Below are 20,073 nucleotides of genomic sequence, written 5' to 3'. Positions count from 1 at the left end.
TGCTGGCCGGCCTGGCCCTCCGCTCGGGTTCGTGCGATGGGCCCCAAAGTAGGAGCGTTGCCCCAGATCACATCGAGTGAACGGGGGCGGAGCTCGGGCGCAGGTTTCGGTCAGGACGATCGGGAATGAGTCCGGCGGTCGTGGCCTTGATAACGCTCTTCGTGGCGTTTTCCCAGGCCGCGTTGCTTGCTGAATGTCTTTGTGTCAAGCCCTCCGGGAACCCCTGGTGCGGGTGCTATTTGTGCCCCTTGTGTTTGCCTTTGCCGGGATGGCCTTGATCAGGCTGTTCGTCGATTGGCGGGAGAGGCATGCCGGAGCGGGCCAGGAACGTGACCAGAGGACCATCGGCGAGTCTGCCTTCTCTGCGCGCCTCCGTGAGCCTCGTCCCGAGATCCATAACTCGACTGCGCGCCTCGCCGATCTTGCCGTCGTTGAGCTTCTCGCGCGCCTCGGCGATGCGGGTGCGGAGCTCGCGGGCCACCTCGGGAGCGATGCCGCCCTGTCGCTGGTGGGCGGCGAGCGCCCGTTCCAAGGCCGCGAGCCAGGCCAGCGCCTTTGATGCGGCAGGTCGCGCCGTAGACGACGGCCGCGGGCTGGTGGGCGCGGACGAGACCGCGGTGACCGGGGATGTCGTGAGCGCGGAGGGTGCCGGGGCGGCGCCTTGCCGGGCCGAGCCGGTCAGGATCGTCAGTACCAGGACGCCGACCAGCGCGGCGAAGGCGGCGGCGAAGGCCAGGTAGAGGCGCGGAACGGACCACCGATGGGGCGAGTCTTGCCCAGACCAGGTGTCCGGACCCGGCACCTCGAGCACGGCGGTGCCGCCCGGTGCGCGTTGTGGGCCTATGGACAGGAGGGCGTGCCGTACTTGTGCCGCGCTCGCAGGGCGGGCGGCGGGCTCCTTGGCCAGCATCGACAGCACCAGCGTCTCCAGGTCGGCGGGAATGTCCGGACGAAGCGATCGTGGCGGCACCGGTGGCTGGTTGAGATGCTGGTGGATCAGTTCGATCGGGATGCCCACGAACGGGGGCCGCCCGCACAACAGCTCGTAGCACACGCAACCGAGCGCGTACAGGTCCGCACCGGCATCACCGCCGCGCCCCAGGATCTGCTCGGGCGACAGATAGGCGGCGGTGCCGACCACGGTGCCGGCCGCGGTCAGCCTGCTCATCTCCTCTCCGGCTAGGCGGGCGATGCCGAAGTCCACCACCTTGAGCAGCCCGTCCGCAGTCAGGTGCAGGTTGGCGGGCTTGATGTCGCGGTGCACCACGTCGGCCCGGTGCGCGGCATCCAGCCCGGCGGCGACCTGGCTCATGAGACGGCACACCTCCTCCGGCGGCAACGGTCCCCGCTCGGCGATCTCGGCGGCAAGGCTCCGCCCGGACAGCAACTCCATCACCAGGAACGGCCGCCCGTCATGCTCGCCCACGTCGAACACACTCACCACGTTCGGGTGCACCACCCGGGCCGCGATGCGGGCCTCGCTCACGAAACGCGCCCGCATCGCCGGGTCCGCCATCTGGGGAGCGAACAGCTTGACCGCCACCGGCCAATCGCGCGTCAAGTCATGACCGCTCCACACCTCGGCCACCGCACCCCTGCCGATCAGCGCATCCACCCGATAGCGCCCCGCCAGCACCGACGTGGCCTCTATCGAACCCATCATGATGATCGGGACTCCCTGCCTGCACCTTTGACGTCCTTACTGGCCCGATGATCGGGAAGTACCAAACCCTAGCGAAACGCTCAGGACCCGGTCTGGACGGCCATGGATGCGGGCCTACTTGCAGGTGATGTAGGCCCTGCTGCTCCACCCGCGAGCAGGTGTCGGTCTTCTTCACGTTCAAGCCCCGGTAGTAAGGGTTGAGGAACGCCGGTACAGCCGTTGGCGGTGAGATCGATCTTTACGATTCGTTCCAGGTCGGGGCCCTGCTCGTAGAGCGGTGTCACAACTCAGTGGTTCTGAGAGAACTCCCGCGAACACCTTGGGCAGAGGTGAGGCGTTCCACGCCGCACAATGGCCGTTCTCGGCTGGTCATTTGCGGGAGACCGAAAAGAAGATCAATCTCAGCGCCAACGGCTGTCCGCTGGTTCCTCAACCCCGGATGCAGGGACGGCCACGACGCAGATGATCTTGTCGGCAGCATGACACAGATGATCGCTAGCCCGGTGTCACTGAACGGTGACAGTGTCGGCCCTCGCGGACACGGGCCACATCGGAACGGTGGACGGCGGTACCTGCGCCCACGCCGGCCCGCTGACGCCACTGGCCGTTCAGTCGTCGCTCAAGTCCCTTGTCCTGCTCCCTATCCAGCTATCCAGCCGGATGAGCGCGTCCCCGAGCGCCATACGGCAACACCACGGTTGTGTCACAGAGGTGGTGTACGGCAGCCGATACGGCAACACCACGGTTGTGTCACAGAGGTGGTGTACGGCAGCCGATACGGCAACACCGCCTTACAGGATCGCCCTCCATCAACCCGCAACAACCATCTGGGCAGGGCGAGATCCCGCTGACGAGGCGTCTGCCCTTGCCTGCGGATCAGAGGGCTACCCGGCCCAAGGAACAGGGCCCTGCTTCAGGACATGGATGTCAGTTCCCTCTGTGGTTGCCCACATCTCGACGCGGTAGTCGAAGTGGTCGCCCTGCTCGGCCTCGTTCGTGTCCGGGGGGACAGACTGCGTCGGCATGTATGAGACCCGAGTCCGGTACGTGCCCGGTGGGAGGACAAGCACGTCTTCGGTTCCCGGCTTTTGGCCGCAGCCGTAGATGCTGAGCCGTCCTGTCCGCAGGTCGAGGTCGGCCTCCACCACGTGATCGGCCTCCTCGGAGAGGTCGGCCGGTGGAGGCGACGCATACACGTGAAGGATCATCAGGACCCAGTCCCGGCGGGCCGTGCCCACGGCGATCGAGGCGGGCTCGACCCCGATCCTCAGCAGTTGTGAGGCTTCCTCGGTCCAGGAATCTTCGTCGTTGTCGCCGTTCTTGACGGCTTTCCCGTACGTTTCGGTGTCCTGAAGGTAGAACTGGAAGTGGCCGGCGTGGAGGAAGAAACGCCGTACTTCGGCCGGGGGCGACTGCATGGCCCAACGCTACTGATCCGGCAGAAGATCTTGCTGACACCATTGCTGACGACACCCCTGGGCGCCGGTGACACCCCTGGAAGATGATCATGGGGAGAGGTGCTCTGAACAGGTCTTTCTGACGGCTGTGGACGCCGATGGACGATCTCGAACTGGCTGGACGTCAGTTGTCCAGGCTCAACCGCATGTCGTGGAGCTCCTTGCGAAGCTCGTCCCAGGGGAACGACGCCGCCCCAGGAGCCCCGGAGTTAGGTGCGGGGAGCCGTTCAGGGTCGAGAATGACCGTCACTCCCAACTCTCTGAGCAAAGTCACGCTGGAGATGAAGGAAGGATGACGTGCGAGCGCGACGTTGGGCCACGGTACGGCCACGACCGGCAGTCCGAGGCCGAGTGCCTCGTTCGGCAGGCCGAGCGCCAGCGTGTCGCTGATCTTTTGGGCCCATTTGCTGGTCGTGTTGAACGTCGCCGGAACGACCGCGAAGACGTCGGGCAAGGGAAGGACATCGGGGTCCTCCGGTCGCTTGTAGTCGTTTCGCGCCGGATATCCGGTGAGCTCGCTCAACCGCTCGGCGTCGGCGAACTTCGTGCCCGAAGGAGTCGTCACGACGCAGACCGTCCACCCTTCCCCCTGCGCGTGCTCTACCAGGGCTGGAAGCTCGGCAGCCGGACATCCCCCACACGCGATCACATACAGAACCAGCTTGCGCTGTGCCATATCCCGCCGTTCGATAGCCTCTATCGCCATCCGGCGGGTGCTGTCCACCCCGACGTTCTCGCCCCTGCCGGTGCATGACCTGCCCGTTGAGATTGACAAAATACGGCGCCGCCTGACCCTGGCGTGGTTCGCCTGGCATGAGTCCGCGCGGCCGTACACCGCACTGGGAGTTGTCGCCTCTGGGCTGCTTGATGACGCACTGAGCCTGCATCGGGCAGCGGAACCGTACGAGCATCCGCCAGCTACGACAGGACCGAACCGCGGCTGCGCATGACCGACCGGCTCACCGTGTGGAGCAGCGAAGACAGTTCGACGCTCTTTTGGTTCGTCGGTCACCCCGCCCAGCGAGAAGCTATCGATCAGGCCTCCGCGAAGAAGGCGGCCGAGGCTGCGCATCGGATCGCCGAGCAACTGGCTGAACTCGACATCGCGCGCTCCGCAGATGAGATCCGTGCCAGTGCGCGGCGACTGAGCTGAGGTCGGGAGGACCTATGCCGATGCCACCGTTTTTCCGCACCCTTGATCCCTGTACGGCCCGCACTAGGATCACGTGCCGTGACAGCGTCCCCCGCGCCCGACGCCCGCGTCGTGGCCGTGACCGCCAACTCGCCGGGCTGCTTGATCATCTGCCTGGCCTCGCTGACCGCCATCGTCGGCACGTTCGCGTGGACGGTCGCCACCGACCCCGCGCTCTCCGGGAAGATCGTCGCCGGGGTGATCGCGCTCCCGTTCACGGCGACGCTCATCTGGTTCGTCATCCGCATCCCCGCGATGCGCCGGGGCGCGCGGATCGCGGTTGACGGCACGGGCCTGTGGTGGAGCGACGGCGACGAGGCCTACGCGGACGCGATCCCCTGGGACGAGGTGCGGGCGGTGGCCATCGGCGTCTGGCGTGGTCCGCGCCGTACCAGCCCTCCCAAGATGAGCCGCTACCTGGAGATCTACCTCATCTCCACCGAGCACGCCGGACGCCACCCGAGGCTCGCCTCGAAGTGGTACGACGTCCGCCCTCCCGAGGACCTGCCGGACCGCTGCTACCGCTTCCACCTGGTCGTCCCCGGTGCCCACGACCTCCTGGCGCGGGCCGTCCGGGACCGGCACCCCGGTCTGTGGATCGGTGAGTTCGAGCACACGGCCGCCCCCGCACTCGCCAGCCGGTCGGAATAACGCGAAAGGGCGGATCAGCGGGTTCCTCGGAACGCGAGGGCCCGAAAGGGGGTCAGAGGCCGGCGGCGGCGGTCAGGCGGGCGCGGTGGGATTGCGGGGGGCCGAACAGCTGGGTGTCGGCGGTGGCGCGTTTGAAGTAGCGGTGGGCGGAGTGTTCCCAGGTGACGCCGGTGCCGCCGTGGATCTGGATGTTCTCGCCCGCGACGGTCAGGTAGGCCTCGGTGCAGTAGGAGCCGGCGATGGCGGCCTGGACGGGGAGCTCTTCCGGGGTGGCCCGCGCGGCCGCCAGGGCGGCGGATCGGGCGGATTCCACCAGCAGGAGCATGTCGGCGAGCTTGTGCTTGACGGCCTGGAAGGAACCGATCGGGCGGCCGAACTGATGGCGTTCCTTCGCGTAGGCCACGGCCGTCTCCAGGCACTGGGCGGCGCCGCCCACCTGCTCGGCGGCGAGGCCGGCGATGCCCAGGTCTCGCACCAGGCCGCAGGCCCTTCCGTCGCCCACGCGCAGGACCGGGGCGTCGTCGAAGGTGAACGCGGTGAGCGGGCGGGTCTGGTCCAGGGTCGAGTACGGCGTGCGGGACGTGGGGACGGCCTCGACCAGCTCGCCGTCGACGAAGGCCAGCACCACTTCGGCGTCCAGCGCGTAGCGGGCGGTCCCGGTGAGCCGGTCGCCGTTCAGGGTCAGGTCGGCGTCGTCGGGGAAGAGCACGGTCGCGGTGAGGGAGCCGTCGGCGATGCCCGGCAGCAGCCGGGCCATGGTGGAAGGATCTCCCGCGGCCATGATCGCTGACGCGGCCAGCACCACGGTCGGCAGATAGGGGTAGGAGGTCAGGGAACGGCCCAGTTCCTCACACACGACGGAGACCTCCGCCATGCCGCATCCCGCACCGCCGTACTCCTCGGGGACGGCCAGGCCCGCCACGCCCAGCTCGGCGGCGAACCGGCTCCAGGGGGCGTCGGGGCACTCGGCGAGGAATGAGCGGACGGCCTCGCGGAGGTCGAGCTGCTCTTCGGTAAGGCTCACATACGCAGCATAACCAAGCGCTAGCTTGTTGGATAACGCTTGGCACATTTTGTGCATTCTTGCAGGTCAGATATGCTAAAGCGTGACCCAGAGCAACCTGGATCGGGGGATCAGTGGCTTTGGTTGAACAGAACTACACGCCTGACTACCTGACGGGTGATCGTCGGGAGCGGGCGATTGTGCTCCACATGGTGCTCTCACTCGTCGTGGGAATGGCCCTGGGGATCGTAGGCGCGCTCCTCTCCTACGGGCCGCACCTGATCTATTCGCTCTACGAGCCTTACGCCTTCATCCTGCTCGTCGTCGTCGTGGGCCGCACCGCCTCCGGCCTCGGCTGGGCCACGCTGGCCAGTGCGCTGGCCACGCTCGGCCCGATCGTCTCGCTGCTGGCCGCCTCGATCTTCGGATCGGGCGCCCAGACCCTGAGCCTCGGCAGCGACGGCGCCGTGCTGAACCTCGTGCTCGTCACCCTTGTGTCGTTCGGCCTGCTCTCCTACTTCACCAAGCGTGAGGACCTGCGGGGAGACATCGCGGCCGGTTCGCTGGCCGGGCTCGTCGCGGCCACCGGCATCGACAAGTCGCTGCCCGGCGGCGTGGAGTACGTCCCCGGATTCTGGCCGTGGAACGCCCTCATCGTGACCGTGTTCGCGCTGGGCCTGCTGCTCTCGCTGCGTCAGGGCGGCGCCCGGGCCCGCTCCGCGCTGGTGGCGCTGATCACGGTGTCGACCTGCTTCCTGTTCTTCGTGGGCCTGTGAAAGGCAGACAACCGGGTTGCGCGAGTCGATAGCCTGTAGGCGATCGATCCCTGCTAGCTAGGAGTAGCCGTGCTGCTGCGCATGTCGTCGTTGTTTCTTCGAACGCTGAGGGACGACCCGGCAGACGCGGAAGTCCCGAGCCACAAGCTGCTCGTCCGCGCCGGTTATGTTCGTCGTGTCGCACCCGGCGTCTACTCCTGGCTGCCGCTCGGCAAGATGGTCCTGGAGAACGTCGCGCGCATCGTGCGTGAGGAGATGGACCGCATGGGCGGTCAGGAGGTGCTCTTCCCCGCCCTCCTGCCCCGGGAGTACTACGAGGCCACCGGTCGCTGGACGGAGTACGGCGACACGCTCTTCCGCCTCAAGGACCGCAAGGGCGCCGACTACCTGCTCGGCCCCACCCACGAGGAGATGTTCACCGACATGGTCAAGGGGGAGTACTCCTCCTACAAGGACTATCCGGTGACGCTCTACCAGATCCAGACGAAATACCGCGACGAGGCCCGCCCCCGGGCCGGCATCCTGCGCGGTCGCGAGTTCGTCATGAAGGACTCCTACTCCTTCGACCTGGACGACGACGGTCTCAAGCGCTCCTACGAGAAGCACCGCGAGACCTACATCAGGACCTTCGACCGTCTCGGCATCAAATACAAGATCTGCTTCGCCACCTCCGGCGCCATGGGCGGCTCGGCCTCGGAGGAGTTCCTCGCCCCGGCCGAGACCGGCGAGGACACCTTCGTCGCCTGCCACCAGTGCGGCTACGCGGCCAACGCCGAAGCGGTCATCACTCCCGCCCCCGTCGCGATCACCGGAGAGCGGCCCGCCATGCAGGTGCTCGACACTCCCAACACCCCGACCATCGAGTCGCTGGTCAACCACGTCAACGAGCACCACGGGCTGAACATCACCGCGGCCGAGACGCTCAAGAACATCGTGGTGAAGATCACGACTCCCGGCTCCGACAAGACCGAGACCCTGATCATCGGCGTGCCGGGCGACCGCGAGGTCGACTTCAAGCGGCTGGAGGCCTCCCTGGCCCCCGGTGAGCCCGCCATCTTCGAGGCCGAGGACTTCGCCAAGCACCCCGGCCTGGTCCGGGGCTACATCGGCCCGCAGGTGCTCAAGGACCTCGGCATCCGCTATCTCGTCGACCCCCGCGTGGTGGCGGGCACCGCCTGGGTGACCGGCGCCAACGAGCCCGGCAAGCACGCCGCCAACGTGGTCGCCGGGCGTGACTTCGTCGCCGACGGCACGATCGAGGCCGCCGAGATCCGTGCCGGTGACGCCTGCCCGGTCTGCGGGTCCGGCCTGTCCATCGACCGGGGCATCGAGATCGGCCACATCTTCCAGCTCGGCCGCAAATACGCCGACGCCGCCAAGCTCGACGCCCTCGGCCCCGACGGCAAGCCGATCCGCATCACCATGGGCTCCTACGGTGTGGGCATCTCCCGTGCGGTGGCCGTGCTGGCCGAGCAGCGACACGACGAGCTGGGCCTGTCCTGGCCTCGGGAGGTCGCCCCGGCGGACGTCCACATCGTCGGCACCGGCAAGGAGAACCAGATCGAGGTCGCGACCCAGATCGCCGAAGACCTTGAGGCCCGTGGCCTGCGCGTCCTGGTGGACGACCGCCCCGGGGTCTCCCCGGGGGTGAAGTTCAAGGACGCCGAGCTGCTCGGCATCCCGACGATCCTGATCGTCGGCCGCGGCCTCGCCCAGGGTGTCGCCGAGCTGCGTGACCGCGCAGCCGGAACCAAGGAGGAGATCTCCATCGCCGAGGCCGTCGACCGCGTCGTGGCCGCCTGCCGCGCGTGACCTCCCCCCGTTCCCGGCCCTCTGAGTGAGGATCGGCCTTCCGCGTGTGAAAGGGCGGCCCACCGTCATCGGTGGGCCGCCCTTTCACATGTACGGCGTGCCGTCGGTGCCGGCATGTGTCTCAGTGGCGGTGATACCGCGAGCGCCCACCGATCGTCTTGCTCACGTGGAATCCGCCGGGGAGGCTCACGGTCACGTATTTGCGGCCGTCCGGGGTTCTCGCGAGGTGGAACCTCCGGGTGCCGAAGCTCTGGCCGACCCCTCGCGGAGACAGGTCGATCCGGAAGGGACCGAATTTGATTGACTTGCGGTATCCCCAGCCCATGGCCTCTCCCCGAAACACATTGACGTGTCCTGAAAACGATGGACGTCCGCAGATGGTTCCGAAGCGGCGTTCTCCCAGGCCGCCGGGCCTCCCAGGAGGCCCGCGGGATCACGAGGACGCGGTCGCCGTGGGGGTGGGGGCGGGCCTGGCGGGCATGCCGGGGAAGGCCTCGATGGCCGGGCGCAGGCCGTACGAGCGGGTGACGCATTCCTGCATGGCCAGCGCGGCCATCCGCCGGACGGTCGCGTCGCCGGACGCCGCCAGCTCCAGGTAGGCGGCCGTCACCCCTCGCTCGACGAGCACGGCGAGCTCCACGGCCTGAGCCGCGGTGGACGGGGTGAGCGGCAGCCGGTAGGTCGCGTCCGGCTCGGCCGGGGTGCCGCCACGGGCGATGATCAGGGTGCGGAGCTGGTCGCGCCGGGCACGGTGGGCGTTGAACGCGGACGTCGCGGTGGCGCGCAGGTCTCCCGTGGTTCTGGCGCCGATGACCGCGTAGGCGTAGACGGCCGCGTGCTCGGCCGCCAGAGCCGCGCTGAGCCCCTGATCGGCCGTCACGGGGACCTCGGCAGGGCCAGGGCGTGCGCGGCCTCACAGGCGCCTATGGAGGCGATCAGCTGGGCCAGGGCCGGGGAGACTCCCTCAAGCTGGCGGGGACGGAGCGCCGCGGCCTTCCGCTCCAGATCGCGCAGGCTTCGCAGGGAGATCTTCGGGCCCGGCGCGGGGCTGCCCGAGGCCGAAGGCGAGGCTGAAGGCGAGGCCGGGGGCGATGACGGGGTGGCGGCGGTGCCGGGAGGCAGCCGCCTGCGGAGCTCGGCGAGATGGGCCTCGTGCCGCTCTCTGAAGGGTGTGAGCTTGCTGGAGGCGATCGACGAGTAGAGCGCTATGGTCCGCTCCTTGCTCGCGATCAGCTGCTTGATCAGAACGGTCTCCGGGTCGGGCGGCTCGGCCTTGAGGGGCTCCGGCTCCTCGGTTGCGCATCCCGCGACCGTCACGGCGGCCACCCCGAGAGCGCCGCCCCGCAACAGGGCGCGCCGGGAGAGGGAACGCACGGACGACCTCCGGTTATGTGTAGAGCTGGTGACGCATCTAGCATCGTAAGGGCTGGGAATCGTATTCACCTCGCTTCTCGGACGGGCTCGCCGCGCCGAGTGGCGCTCTTTTCACGCCCTGATGTGGATAGGCTGGTGAACCGCAAGGGCGAGGTCCGCCCGATTGAGATCGTGACAATAGGAGGTCGGCATGGGCAGCGCCACATCCCGCGACCGCCTGATGAAGCTTCTGGAACCTGTCGCCCTCGCCTCCGGTCTCGACCTGGAGGATGTCACGGTCACACCGGCGGGCAAGCGGCGGTTGCTGCGCGTCGTCGTCGACCGTGACGGCGGCGTGAGCCTGGACGACGTCGCCGAGGTCAGCCTCGCCGTCTCCGCCACGCTGGACGCCGACGACGTGATGGGGAACTCCCCCTACGTGCTGGAGGTCTCCTCTCCGGGAGTCGACCGTCCGCTCACCGAGCCGCGCCACTGGCGGCGGGCGGTGAAACGACTGGTCAAGGCCGACCTGCGGGACGGCACCTCGGTGGAGGGCCGGATCGTCGCCACCGACGAGACAGGTGTGGAGCTGGACGTGGCGGGTGCGCCACGCCGCATCGAGTACAAGGACCTGACCCGAGGCCGGGTGCAGGTGGAATTCCGCCGGCTAGACGACGCCGAAGACGACGGCGAAGACGGCGACGAGGGCTAAGGGGGAGCCTCGTGGACATCGACATGAGCGTCCTGCGCAGCCTGGAGCGGGAGAAGGACATCTCCTTCGACCTGGTCGTCAAGGCCATCGAGGACGCGTTGCTGATCGCTTACTTCCGGAGCGAGGGTGCCGCCTCCAAGGCGCGTGCCGAGCTCGACCGGAAATCCGGGCACGTGACCATCTACGCCGCCGAGATCGACGCCGAGAGTGGCGAGGTGCTCAGGGAGTTCGACGACACCCCGAGCAACTTCAGCCGCATCGCCGCGACCACCGCCAAGCAGGTCATCCTGCAGCAGCTCAGGGACGCCGAGGACGAGATCAACTTCGGTGAGTTCGCGAGCCGCGAGGGCGAGCTCGTCGCCGGGGTCATCCAGCAGGGCAAGGACCCGCGGGTCGTCCTGGTCGACCTCGGCAAGATCGAGGCGGTGCTGCCGCACAACGAGCAGGTCCCGGGCGAGGAATACGTCCACGGCGAGCGCATCCGCTGCTACGTGGTCCAGGTCAAGAAGGGCCACAAGGGCCCCTCGGTGACCCTCTCGCGCACGCACCCCGGCCTGGTGAAGAAGCTGTTCGCCCTGGAGGTGCCGGAGATCGCCGACGGCACGGTCGAGATCGCCGCCGTCGCCCGTGAGGCGGGGCACCGTACCAAGATTGCAGTTCGGTCTCGGAAACCCGGCGTGAACGCCAAGGGCGCCTGCATCGGCCCGATGGGCTCGCGGGTGCGCAACGTGATGGCCGAGCTGCACGGCGAGAAGATCGACATCATCGACTGGTCGGAGGACCCCGCGGAGTTCGTGGGGAATGCCCTCTCGCCCTCCCGCGTTTCGCACGTAGAGGTGATCGACGCCGAAGGGCGTGCCGCCCGAGTGACCGTGCCGGACTATCAGCTCTCCCTCGCGATCGGCAAGGAGGGCCAGAACGCCCGGCTGGCCAACAGGCTCACCGGCTGGCGCATCGACATCCGTCCCGATACACAAGCGGGGGATGCGGCCGGTTCCGCAGATGCGCCCACACGGTAAGCTGGAATATGGTGACCAGGCTGCCCCGCTGAGAACATGCGTGGGCTGCCGGGTTCGCACGGTTTCCTCCGAGCTGCTCCGCCTGGTGATGGTCGAGGGCGTCATCGTCCCTGACCTGCGACGACGGCTCCCAGGGCGTGGTGCTTCACTGCATCCCTCCCTGAGCTGTCTGGAACTCGCCGAGCGTCGCCGAGCGTTTCCGCGCGCGTTTCGCGTCGCGGGCCCGCTTGACCTGTCGCTGGTGCGAAGTCACCTGGAAGGGGTACACGCTGAAAGGATCGGGTGAAATGGTTGCCAACTGTCATGTAGGACGCCGAGTTGATGGGCTGGTCAGATAGCTATGAGCGCCTGATGAGCATGCGGCGATGAGTACGTCTACGTAACGACGGTCCGGCGGCTGTGCCTCCCGGGCCGAGTAAGGGAGTGCAGTGGCGAAGGTCCGGGTATACGAGCTCGCCAAGGAGTTCGGTGTGGAGAGCAAGGTCGTCATGGCCAAGCTCCAGGAGATGGGCGAGTTCGTGCGTTCGGCGTCCTCGACTATCGAAGCACCGGTAGTCCGCAGGCTCACGGAAGCTTTGGGTGGTCCCCCCAAGGGGGCCTCCGACAGGGGCGGCAACAGGCCGCCCAGGCCGCCGCAGGCGGCCCCTCGGCCGGCTGGCAGCCAGGCCGGAAGCGGCGCCCCCGCGACGCCGTCCTCGATTCCCAAGCCGGGTCCGGCGCCCAAGCCGGGTCCGAGGCCTGGTCCCGCGGCGGCGCGTCCCGTGCCCCCCGCGCCCCAGGCTCCGCCCGCGGTTCCGCAGGCCCCGCAGGCACAGCCTCAGCAGCCGCAGCAGCAGCCCTCGCCGGTTCAGCCGCCGCGTTTCGAGGCGCCCCGTCCCGCGGCCCCCGGTCCCAAGCCGGGCCCGCGTCCGGCTCCGCGGCCCGGCCCGGCGCCCCGCCCCGAGGCGGCGCGTCCGGAAGGCCGTCCCGGCGGGGCCCCCTCGGGTCCCCGCCCCGGTGCGGGCGCTCCCGGCGCCGGCGGGCCCAAGCCCGGTCCGCGTCCGGGCCCGCGTGGCCCGCGTCCCGGCAACAACCCGTTCTCGTCGAACGCCAGCGGCATGGGTCAGGCCCGTCCGCCGCGTCCGGGCGGCCGTGACGGAGGCCCCGGCGACAGGGGTCCGCGCCCCGGTCCTCGCGAGGACCGCGGTCCCCGCGAGCACGGACAGCGTGAGGGCGGCGCTCCTCGTCCGCCGTCGGCTCGCCCCGGCGGGCCCGCTCCGGCCGGTCCGCGTCCGGGTCCCGGCGCGGGTGGTCCGCGTCCCGGCGGCGGTGCGGGTGCCGGTGGTCCGCGTCCCGGCGGTCCCCGTCCCAGCCCGATGATGATGCCCCAGGGTCGTCCCGGCGGTCCCGGCGGTGGCGGTGGCGGCGGTGGCCGTCCCGGCGGCCCCGGTGGCGGCGGTGGCCGTCCCGGTGGCGGCGGCGGTGGCCGTCCCGGCGGTGGCGGCGGTCGTCCTGGTGGCGGCACCGGCTTCGCCGGTCGTCCCGGTGGCGGCGGTGGCCGTCCCGGCGGTGCCGGAGCCGGTGCTCCCGGTGGTGGCGGTGGCGGCGGCTTCGCCGGCCGTCCCGGTGGCGGTAGCCGTAGCCGCGGTGGCGGTACGGCCGGTGCCTTCGGCCGCCCGGGCGGACGCCCGACCCGCGGTCGCAAGTCCAAGCGCCAGCGGCGTCAAGAGTTCGACAACATGCAGGCGCCGGCGTTCGGCGACGTGCGGCTTCCCCGCGGCAACGGTCAGGCGATCCGCCTGTCGCGTGGCGCCTCCCTGGCGGACTTCGCCGACAAGATCGGTGCGAACCCCGCGTCCCTGGTGCAGGTCATGCTGCAGCTGGGCGAGATGGTGACCGCCACGCAGTCGGTCAACGAGGAGATACTGCAGCTTCTCGCCTCCGAGCTGGACTACAACCTGCTTGTGGTCAGCCCGGAGGAGGAGGACCGCGAGCTTCTCGAGTCCTTCGACATCGAGTTCGGTGAGGACGAGGGCGACGAGGGCGACCTGGTCGCGCGTCCGCCGGTGGTGACCGTCATGGGTCACGTCGACCACGGTAAGACCAAGCTGCTCGACGCCATCCGGCACACCAACGAGGTGGCTCGCGAGGCCGGTGGCATCACCCAGCACATCGGTGCCTACCAGATCTCCACCGAGCACGAGGGCGAGGACCGGAGGATCACCTTCATCGACACCCCGGGTCACGAGGCGTTCACCGCCATGCGTGCCCGTGGTGCCAAGGTCACCGACATCGCCATCCTGGTGGTCGCGGCCGACGACGGTGTGAAGCCGCAGACCATCGAGGCGCTGAACCACGCCCAGGCGGCCGACGTGCCGATCGTGGTCGCGGTCAACAAGGTCGACAAGGAGGGCGCCGACCCGAACAAGGTGCGGGCCCAGCTCACCGAGTACGGCCTGGTCGCCGAGGAGTACGGCGGCAGCACGCTGTTCGTCGACATCTCCGCCAAGAACGGGACCGGCATCGAGAACCTGCTCGAGGCCATCCTGCTCACCGCGGACGCCGAGCTCGACCTGCGGGCCAACGCCACGATGGACGCCCAGGGCGTCGCCATCGAGGCGCACCTCGACAGGGGCCGCGGCCCGGTCGCGACCGTGCTGGTCCAGCGCGGCACGCTCCGCGTCGGCGACTCGATCGTCTGTGGCGAGGCCTTCGGCCGCGTCCGGGCGATGCTGGACGACAACGGCAAGTCGATCGAGGAAGCCGACCCGTCGCGGCCGGTTCTGGTCCTCGGTCTGACCGCGGTGCCGGGCGCCGGTGACAACTTCATCGTCGTCACCGACGACCGGATGGCGCGCCAGATCGCCCAGCAGCGGGCGGCTCGCAAGCGCATCGCGGACATGGCCAAGTCCGGCCGTCGCCGCACCCTCGAAGAGCTCTTCAGCGAGATGGAGAAGGGCCAGGTCGACGAGCTCAAGCTCATCATCAAGGGTGACGTCTCCGGTTCGGTCGAGGCTCTCGAGGACGCGCTGCTCAAGATCGACGTCGGCGACGAGGTGCGCCTGCGGGTGCTCCACCGCGCCGTCGGTGCGATCACCGAGTACGACGTCAACCTGGCCGTCGCCGACGACAACGCCGTCATCATCGGTTTCAACGTGCGTCCCGAGGTCCGGGCGCGCGACCTGGCCGAGCGCGAGGGCGTCGACATCCGCTACTACTCGGTCATCTACCAGGCGATCGAGGAGATCGAGGCGGCCCTCAAGGGCATGCTCAAGCCGGAGTTCGAAGAGGTCCAGATGGGCACCGCCGAAGTCCGCGAGGTCTTCAAGGTGCCGAAGATCGGCAACATCGCCGGTGCGCTGGTCCGCTCGGGCACGATCGTCCGCAACAGCAAGGCGCGGGTCATCCGCGGCGGGGTCGTCATCTCCGACAACCTCACCGTCAGCTCGCTGCGCCGCTTCAAGGACGACGCGACCGAGGTCCGCGAGGGCTACGAGTGCGGTATCGGCGTCGGTTACAACGACATCAAGATCGACGACGTCATCGAGACGTTCGAGATGCGGGAGAAGCCGCGCGTCTGATGCTCCGGTTCGGCAAAGGGACCGCTCGCCGGTCGGAGGCACCGCTCACGATGAGTGAGGCCTCCGGCCGCCGGGCGGCTCCGGCGCCGCCGGTGGCACGGCGAGATCCGTGGCGAGACTCGATATGTATGTAGGTGCCCTGACACTGGACATCCTGCTTGGCGACGTCCGCTCGCTGAAGCAGAAGCGCTCTGTGGTGCGTCCCATCATTGCCGAGGTGCAACGACGGTTCCCGGGTGTGGCCGTCGCCGAGACCGGCCATCTGGATCTGCATCGCCGTACCGAGATCGGGATCGCGGTCGTCTCCGCCACCGCCGCCAACTGCGGCGCGGTGATGGACGACTGCGAGCGCCTGGTCGCCTTCCACCCGGAGATCGAGCTGCTGTCCGCCAAACAGCGGCTCTACAACGACGAGGACTAACAAAGAGACGACCGGTCGCGGAGCCGCCCTTCGTGCCCGGTCGTTACTGTGAGAAGGGGGGAGCGATATGGACGCCGCACGCGCACGTAAGATCGCCGACCGGATCCAGCAGGTGGTAGCCGAGATGCTGGAGCGCCGAATTAAGGATCCTCGGTTGGGTTTCGTGACCGTGACGGACGCCCGGATCACCAACGACCTGAGCGAGGCGACGGTGTTCTACACCGTGTTCGGCTCGGAGGCCGAGCGGGCCGACTCCGCCGCGGCGCTGGAAAGCGCCAAGGGGCTCATCCGCTCGGAGGTGGGCCGTCAGACGGGTTTGCGCCACACGCCGACGCTGACGTTCACCCACGACCCGCTCCCTGACAGCGCCCGCCACCTCGACGGCCTGTTCGCCGAGGCGAAGGCGAGGGACGCCGAGATCGCCAAGCAGGCCGAAGGCGCGCAGCACGCCGGGGAGGCCGACCCCTACCGCAAGCCTGAGGAGAACGGCGGGGAATCGGAGGAGAGCGACGATGAGCCGTCAGAGCACGCGGGATACCCCGCGACGTGACGCCTGACCCGCGTTACGGCGGTCCGGTCCCCGGTCGTTACTGGGACCGGGCCGTTGAGCTGATCTCATCCTCGGATGAGATCGCCCTGGCCTGCCACATCTCGCCGGACGGCGACGCCCTGGGCTCGATGCTGGCCGTCGGGCTGGCGCTGCGCGCGGCGGGCAAGCAGGTCACGGCCTCCTTCGGGGAACGTCGCTTCACGGTGCCGCGGCTGCTGCGGTTCCTGCCGGGCCAGGACCTTCTGGTCGAGCCCGGGGACTACCCGGCCGCGCCCGAGCTGATGGTGACGTTCGACGTCCCCATCGTCGACCGGCTCGGCATGCTGAGCGGCAACGCCGGTAAGGCCCGCGAGCTGGTCGTGGTGGACCACCACCGGTCCAACACCGGGTTCGGCACGGTCAACCTGGTCGACCCCGCCGCGGCGGCCACCGCCGTGCTCGCCGAGGATCTGATCCACCGGCTCGGCCTGCCGGTCGACAGGGCCGTCGCGACCGGCCTCTACGCCGGGCTGGTCACCGACACCGGTTCCTTCCGGCACTCCTCCACCACTCCCGGCGTGCACGCCATGGCGGCCCGGCTGCTGGCCACCGGGCTGAACCCCGAGGAGATCGCGCGGGAGCTGTGGGACCGTTCCCCGTTCGGTTACCTCAAGGTGCTCGGCGCGGTCCTGGACCGGGTGAAGCTGGAGCCGGAGGTGGGCGGCGGGCTGGTCTGGACGTTCGTGACCCGGGCCGACCGGGCCGCGTACGGCCTGCCGTACGACGAGGTGGAGGGGATCATCGACGTGGTCCGGCGCACCGACGAGGCCGACGTGGCGGTCATACTCAAAGAGGACGACGACGGCGCCTGGCAGGTCTCCACCCGCTCTAAGGGAGGGGTGGACGTCTCCCGCGTCTGCAGCGCGCTGGGCGGCGGCGGGCACACCAAGGCGGCGGGTTTCACCTCTCACCTGCCTGTCGAGCAGACGATGGCCGGTCTTCGCGCACTCTTGTAGAAGGAATTTCAAATGGGTACGGCTCGCGCCAAGCGCACCCCGCCGCCGAGCGGGCTGATCATTGTGGACAAGCCCGCCGAGTGGACCTCGCACGACGTGGTCGGCAAGCTCCGCGGCATCGCGGGCACCCGCAAGGTCGGCCACGCGGGCACCCTGGATCCGATGGCCACCGGAGTGCTGGTGGTCGGCGTGGAGAAGGCGACCCGGCTTCTGGGCCACCTCGCGCTCACCGAGAAGGGCTACGACGCGACGATCCGGCTCGGCCAGTCCACCAACACCGACGACGCCGAAGGCGAGATCACCGGAACGGCCTCGGCGGCCGAGGTGACCGAGGAGGAGATCCGGAAGGCGGTCGCCGCCCTGACCGGCCGGATCATGCAGGTTCCGCCGCAGGTCAGCGCCATCAAGGTGAACGGCGAGCGCGCCTACAAGCGGGCCAGGGCGGGGGAGGAGATGGAGCTTCAGGCGCGTCCGGTGACCGTGTCGGGCTTTGAGATCACCGACATCCGCCGCCAGGGCGACCTGATCGACGTCGACGCCTCGGTGACCTGCTCCAGCGGCACCTACATCCGCGCGCTCGCCCGTGACATGGGCGCCGACCTGGGCGTGGGCGGTCACCTGACCTTCCTGCGCCGCACCCGCGTGGGGCCCTACGACCTGTCGACGGCGCACACCATCGAGCAGCTCTCCGCCGAGTGCGTGATCCTGCCGATGGCCGACGCGGTGGCGGCGGCCTTCCCCCGGCGCGACGTGACCGCCGAGGAGGCGAGCACCGTCGCACACGGCGGGCGGCTGCCCTCGCTGGGGCTGGGCAAGGGCCCGATCGGTGTCTTCGGCCCGGACGGCACGCTGGTGGCCCTGGCCGAGGAACACGGGAAGATCATGAAGTCGCTGGCGGTCTTCGTCCCCTGACCTCGTCGGGGTGTCGCCGACCCTCTCTGCGCCTCTTTCTGAGCCTCTTTCTGAGCACCGCGATCCGAGCGCATCCGGCGGCGACCTGATCGTCCGGGAGCGGTGCGGGGCGGGAATGCGCGGCCCGGCTCTCGCGGCCGATGTCGGGCAGCCCACCGCTTTCCGTATAGGCTCCCCGATTGGGGACAGGGCCCGGGAGCATGGCAGGCTTTAGGGGTCGATCCGCTACAAGGGGAAGAGGCTGCGGTGCGAGGCTGGCACGGATTGGACGACGTGCCCGAAGACTGGGGCAGGTCCGTTATCACGATCGGCGTCTTCGACGGCGTTCACCGCGGCCACCAGAAGATGGTGGCCCGTGCCGTTGAGATGGCCGGTGACCTCGGAGTGCCCTCGGTCGTGGTGACCTTCGATCCGCATCCGGAGGAGGTGGTGCGGCCGGGCACGCACCCCCCGCGGCTGACGACGGCCAGGCATCGCACCGAGCTGCTCGTCGCCCTGGGTGTGGACGCGGTGTGCGTGCTGCCGTTCACCCTGGAGTTCTCCCGGATGACCCCGGACGAGTTCGTGCAGACCGTGCTGGTGGACCGGCTGCACGCGGCCGGGGTCGTGGTGGGGGAGAACTTCCGCTTCGGCCACAAGGCCTCCGGCGACGTCGAGACGTTGCAGACCCTCGGCGAGAAATACGACTTCGTGGCGGAAGCGGTCCCGTTGGTGAGCAACGGGGAGACGATCTCCTCCACCCTCATCCGCGAGCGGCTCGCCGCCGGGGACATGGAGGCCGTCGCCGAGGCGCTCGGCCGCCCGCACCGGGTCGAGGGCGTGGTCGTGCGCGGTTACCAGCGTGGTCGCCAGCTCGGCTTCCCGACGGCCAACGTGGAGTCGCCGGACTTCACCGCGATCCCCGCCGACGGCGTCTACGCCGGCTGGCTGCAAGGCATCTCGACGGGCAACCTGCCTGCCGTCTACGACGGCGAGCGCTGGCCCGCCGCGATCTCGGTGGGGACCAACCCCACCTTCGAAGGCGTGCCCCGCACCGTCGAGGCCTACGCGCTCGACCGCGACGACCTGGAGCTCTACGGCGCCCACGTGGCTGTGGACTTCGGGCCCCGGCTCCGGGGCAACGTCAGGTTCGACTCGATCGAGGCGCTCATCGAGCAGATACGCGCGGACGTGGACGAAGCCCGCCGCCTCACCTCCGAAGGCGGCGTCCAGGACCTCGAGGGCGACGCCCAGGGCGCGTGACGGCACCCGCCGCCTCAGGCGGCGGGACATGGGCGCGCGGGGCGATCTGACCTGCGTTTTTCCGGGATGTGCGCGAGCGTGAGGCCTGATGGTAACCTGGCATGTCAGCTCTGTAACCGGTGGTGTCACAGCCCCGGCGCTGATCTCGTCACGGCGACTGTAGGCACGCACGGTCGTTCGGACGTCTGAAGCCGCGCGTGCCCGTAGAGGTTCAAGGAGAGAAGTGTCGCTCGACACCGCCGCCAAGAAGCAGATCATCAGTGAGTACGCCAAGGGTGAGACCGACACCGGTTCCCCCGAGGTGCAGATCGCGCTGCTCAGCAAGCGCATCAGCGAGCTCACCGAGCACCTGAAGACGCACAAGCACGACCACCACAGCCGCCGCGGCCTGCTGCTGCTCGTCGGTCGTCGCCGTCGTCTGCTCAAGTACCTGCAGAGCAAGGACATCGAGCGTTACCGTTCGCTCATCGAGCGGCTCGGCCTGCGCCGATAGAATCATGAGGGAGCGGCGCTCGCGCCGCTCCCTCATCTCATATGGACGGATGTCGGCGCGTCGCGCGATGAAGACACCGCTCCAGTGAGCAAACTGAATAGCCGAGATAGTGCCCCGCGTCCATCAGCAAGAGCGCCCCACGGCGTCAGAGGGCCGGTCCTCGGTAGTGGCCCCCGGTCATCATGGTTTGAGCCATACGGAACCGGGCGCTTCAATCGAAGACCGGCGCTGCACCCACGGGGAGCCGGCGACGAAGACGACT

General features: G+C 69.0%; 21 protein-coding genes. 14 read left to right on the top strand and 7 right to left on the bottom strand.

All coding sequences use genetic code 11. From position 1 onward, the window contains the following. Positions 1 to 235: 235 nt before the first annotated feature. From ACFY2X_RS09820 to ACFY2X_RS09810, 3 genes are all read right to left on the bottom strand, one after another. Positions 236 to 1,663 (bottom strand): serine/threonine-protein kinase, encoded by a 1,428-nt coding sequence (locus tag ACFY2X_RS09820; RefSeq protein WP_389935068.1) that lies wholly within the window; start codon positions 1,661 to 1,663, stop codon positions 236 to 238. An 884-nt stretch (positions 1,664 to 2,547) separates the two neighbouring features. Further along, on the bottom strand, positions 2,548 to 3,081 hold the full coding sequence (locus tag ACFY2X_RS09815; protein WP_389935065.1) for a hypothetical protein: 534 nt from the start codon (positions 3,079 to 3,081) through the stop codon (positions 2,548 to 2,550). A 163-nt stretch (positions 3,082 to 3,244) separates the two neighbouring features. Next, positions 3,245 to 3,796, bottom strand: coding sequence for a flavoprotein (locus ACFY2X_RS09810; RefSeq protein WP_389935063.1), 552 nt, complete (start codon positions 3,794 to 3,796; stop codon positions 3,245 to 3,247). Between the two features lie 270 nt (positions 3,797 to 4,066). Here ACFY2X_RS09810 and ACFY2X_RS09805 point away from each other — a divergent pair, with 270 nt between their 5' ends. Together ACFY2X_RS09805 and ACFY2X_RS09800 are read left to right on the top strand one after the other, a co-directional pair. Further along, positions 4,067 to 4,273 (top strand): hypothetical protein, encoded by a 207-nt coding sequence (locus ACFY2X_RS09805; protein ID WP_389935061.1) that lies wholly within the window; start codon positions 4,067 to 4,069, stop codon positions 4,271 to 4,273. Between the two features lie 78 nt (positions 4,274 to 4,351). Then, positions 4,352 to 4,963 (top strand): hypothetical protein, encoded by a 612-nt coding sequence (locus ACFY2X_RS09800; RefSeq protein ID WP_389935058.1) that lies wholly within the window; start codon positions 4,352 to 4,354, stop codon positions 4,961 to 4,963. 52 nt (positions 4,964 to 5,015) lie between these two features. Here ACFY2X_RS09800 and ACFY2X_RS09795 read toward each other — a convergent pair whose 3' ends face one another. Continuing rightward, positions 5,016 to 5,987, bottom strand: coding sequence for an acyl-CoA dehydrogenase family protein (locus tag ACFY2X_RS09795; protein ID WP_389935055.1), 972 nt, complete (start codon positions 5,985 to 5,987; stop codon positions 5,016 to 5,018). A 113-nt stretch (positions 5,988 to 6,100) separates the two neighbouring features. Between ACFY2X_RS09795 and ACFY2X_RS09790 the strand changes: the two genes are divergently transcribed. Both ACFY2X_RS09790 and ACFY2X_RS09785 read left to right on the top strand, forming a co-directional pair. After that, positions 6,101 to 6,742 (top strand): hypothetical protein, encoded by a 642-nt coding sequence (locus ACFY2X_RS09790; protein ID WP_389935052.1) that lies wholly within the window; start codon positions 6,101 to 6,103, stop codon positions 6,740 to 6,742. Positions 6,743 to 6,811: 69 nt separating this feature from the next. After that, on the top strand, positions 6,812 to 8,554 hold the full coding sequence (locus ACFY2X_RS09785) for a proline--tRNA ligase (protein ID WP_389935050.1): 1,743 nt from the start codon (positions 6,812 to 6,814) through the stop codon (positions 8,552 to 8,554). 121 nt (positions 8,555 to 8,675) lie between these two features. Here ACFY2X_RS09785 and ACFY2X_RS09780 read toward each other — a convergent pair whose 3' ends face one another. The 3 genes from ACFY2X_RS09780 to ACFY2X_RS09770 form a co-directional block, all read right to left on the bottom strand. Further along, positions 8,676 to 8,879 (bottom strand): DUF4236 domain-containing protein, encoded by a 204-nt coding sequence (locus ACFY2X_RS09780; RefSeq protein ID WP_389935047.1) that lies wholly within the window; start codon positions 8,877 to 8,879, stop codon positions 8,676 to 8,678. 108 nt (positions 8,880 to 8,987) lie between these two features. Beyond that, positions 8,988 to 9,434, bottom strand: a complete 447-nt coding sequence (locus ACFY2X_RS09775; protein ID WP_389935044.1) for a ferritin-like domain-containing protein — start codon at positions 9,432 to 9,434, stop codon at positions 8,988 to 8,990. After that, the gene (locus ACFY2X_RS09770) at positions 9,431 to 9,928 is read right to left on the bottom strand and encodes a hypothetical protein (protein WP_389935041.1); all 498 of its coding nucleotides are present in this window, start codon (positions 9,926 to 9,928) and stop codon (positions 9,431 to 9,433) included. The genes ACFY2X_RS09775 and ACFY2X_RS09770 overlap by 4 nt, the downstream gene beginning before the upstream one ends. A 190-nt stretch (positions 9,929 to 10,118) precedes the next feature. On the opposite strand from ACFY2X_RS09770, the gene rimP reads away from it, so the two are divergent. The 10 genes from rimP to rpsO all read left to right on the top strand — a co-directional run bounded on the left by rimP (position 10,119) and on the right by rpsO (position 19,811). After that, positions 10,119 to 10,619, top strand: coding sequence for a ribosome maturation factor RimP (gene rimP / locus ACFY2X_RS09765; protein ID WP_389935038.1), 501 nt, complete (start codon positions 10,119 to 10,121; stop codon positions 10,617 to 10,619). A 23-nt stretch (positions 10,620 to 10,642) separates the two neighbouring features. Further along, positions 10,643 to 11,638, top strand: coding sequence for a transcription termination factor NusA (gene nusA, locus ACFY2X_RS09760; RefSeq protein WP_389935784.1), 996 nt, complete (start codon positions 10,643 to 10,645; stop codon positions 11,636 to 11,638). After that, positions 11,604 to 11,924, top strand: coding sequence for a YlxR family protein (locus tag ACFY2X_RS09755; protein ID WP_389935035.1), 321 nt, complete (start codon positions 11,604 to 11,606; stop codon positions 11,922 to 11,924). Before nusA ends, ACFY2X_RS09755 begins: the two co-directional genes overlap by 35 nt. Before the next feature lie 142 nt (positions 11,925 to 12,066). After that, positions 12,067 to 15,198, top strand: coding sequence for a translation initiation factor IF-2 (infB, locus tag ACFY2X_RS09750; protein ID WP_389935032.1), 3,132 nt, complete (start codon positions 12,067 to 12,069; stop codon positions 15,196 to 15,198). Between the two features lie 124 nt (positions 15,199 to 15,322). Beyond that, positions 15,323 to 15,619, top strand: a complete 297-nt coding sequence (locus ACFY2X_RS09745; protein WP_389935781.1) for a DUF503 domain-containing protein — start codon at positions 15,323 to 15,325, stop codon at positions 15,617 to 15,619. A 67-nt stretch (positions 15,620 to 15,686) separates the two neighbouring features. Continuing rightward, on the top strand, positions 15,687 to 16,169 hold the full coding sequence (rbfA, locus tag ACFY2X_RS09740) for a 30S ribosome-binding factor RbfA (protein ID WP_389935030.1): 483 nt from the start codon (positions 15,687 to 15,689) through the stop codon (positions 16,167 to 16,169). After that, positions 16,166 to 17,164, top strand: coding sequence for a bifunctional oligoribonuclease/PAP phosphatase NrnA (locus ACFY2X_RS09735; RefSeq protein ID WP_389935027.1), 999 nt, complete (start codon positions 16,166 to 16,168; stop codon positions 17,162 to 17,164). Before rbfA ends, ACFY2X_RS09735 begins: the two co-directional genes overlap by 4 nt. A gap of 12 nt (positions 17,165 to 17,176) precedes the next feature. After that, on the top strand, positions 17,177 to 18,076 hold the full coding sequence (gene truB / locus ACFY2X_RS09730; protein ID WP_389935025.1) for a tRNA pseudouridine(55) synthase TruB: 900 nt from the start codon (positions 17,177 to 17,179) through the stop codon (positions 18,074 to 18,076). A gap of 246 nt (positions 18,077 to 18,322) precedes the next feature. Continuing rightward, positions 18,323 to 19,318, top strand: a complete 996-nt coding sequence (locus ACFY2X_RS09725; RefSeq protein ID WP_389935021.1) for a bifunctional riboflavin kinase/FAD synthetase — start codon at positions 18,323 to 18,325, stop codon at positions 19,316 to 19,318. 223 nt (positions 19,319 to 19,541) lie between these two features. Then, a complete protein-coding gene (rpsO, locus tag ACFY2X_RS09720) occupies positions 19,542 to 19,811 on the top strand; it encodes a 30S ribosomal protein S15 (RefSeq protein ID WP_389935018.1) in 270 nt (89 codons plus the stop codon). The last annotated feature ends 262 nt before the right edge of the window (positions 19,812 to 20,073 follow it).

Origin of the sequence: Streptosporangium sp. NPDC000396 (assembly GCF_042898655.1) — a bacterium.
Taxonomy (GTDB): domain Bacteria; phylum Actinomycetota; class Actinomycetes; order Streptosporangiales; family Streptosporangiaceae; genus Streptosporangium.
This window is presented reverse-complemented; position numbering and strand designations above follow the sequence as displayed.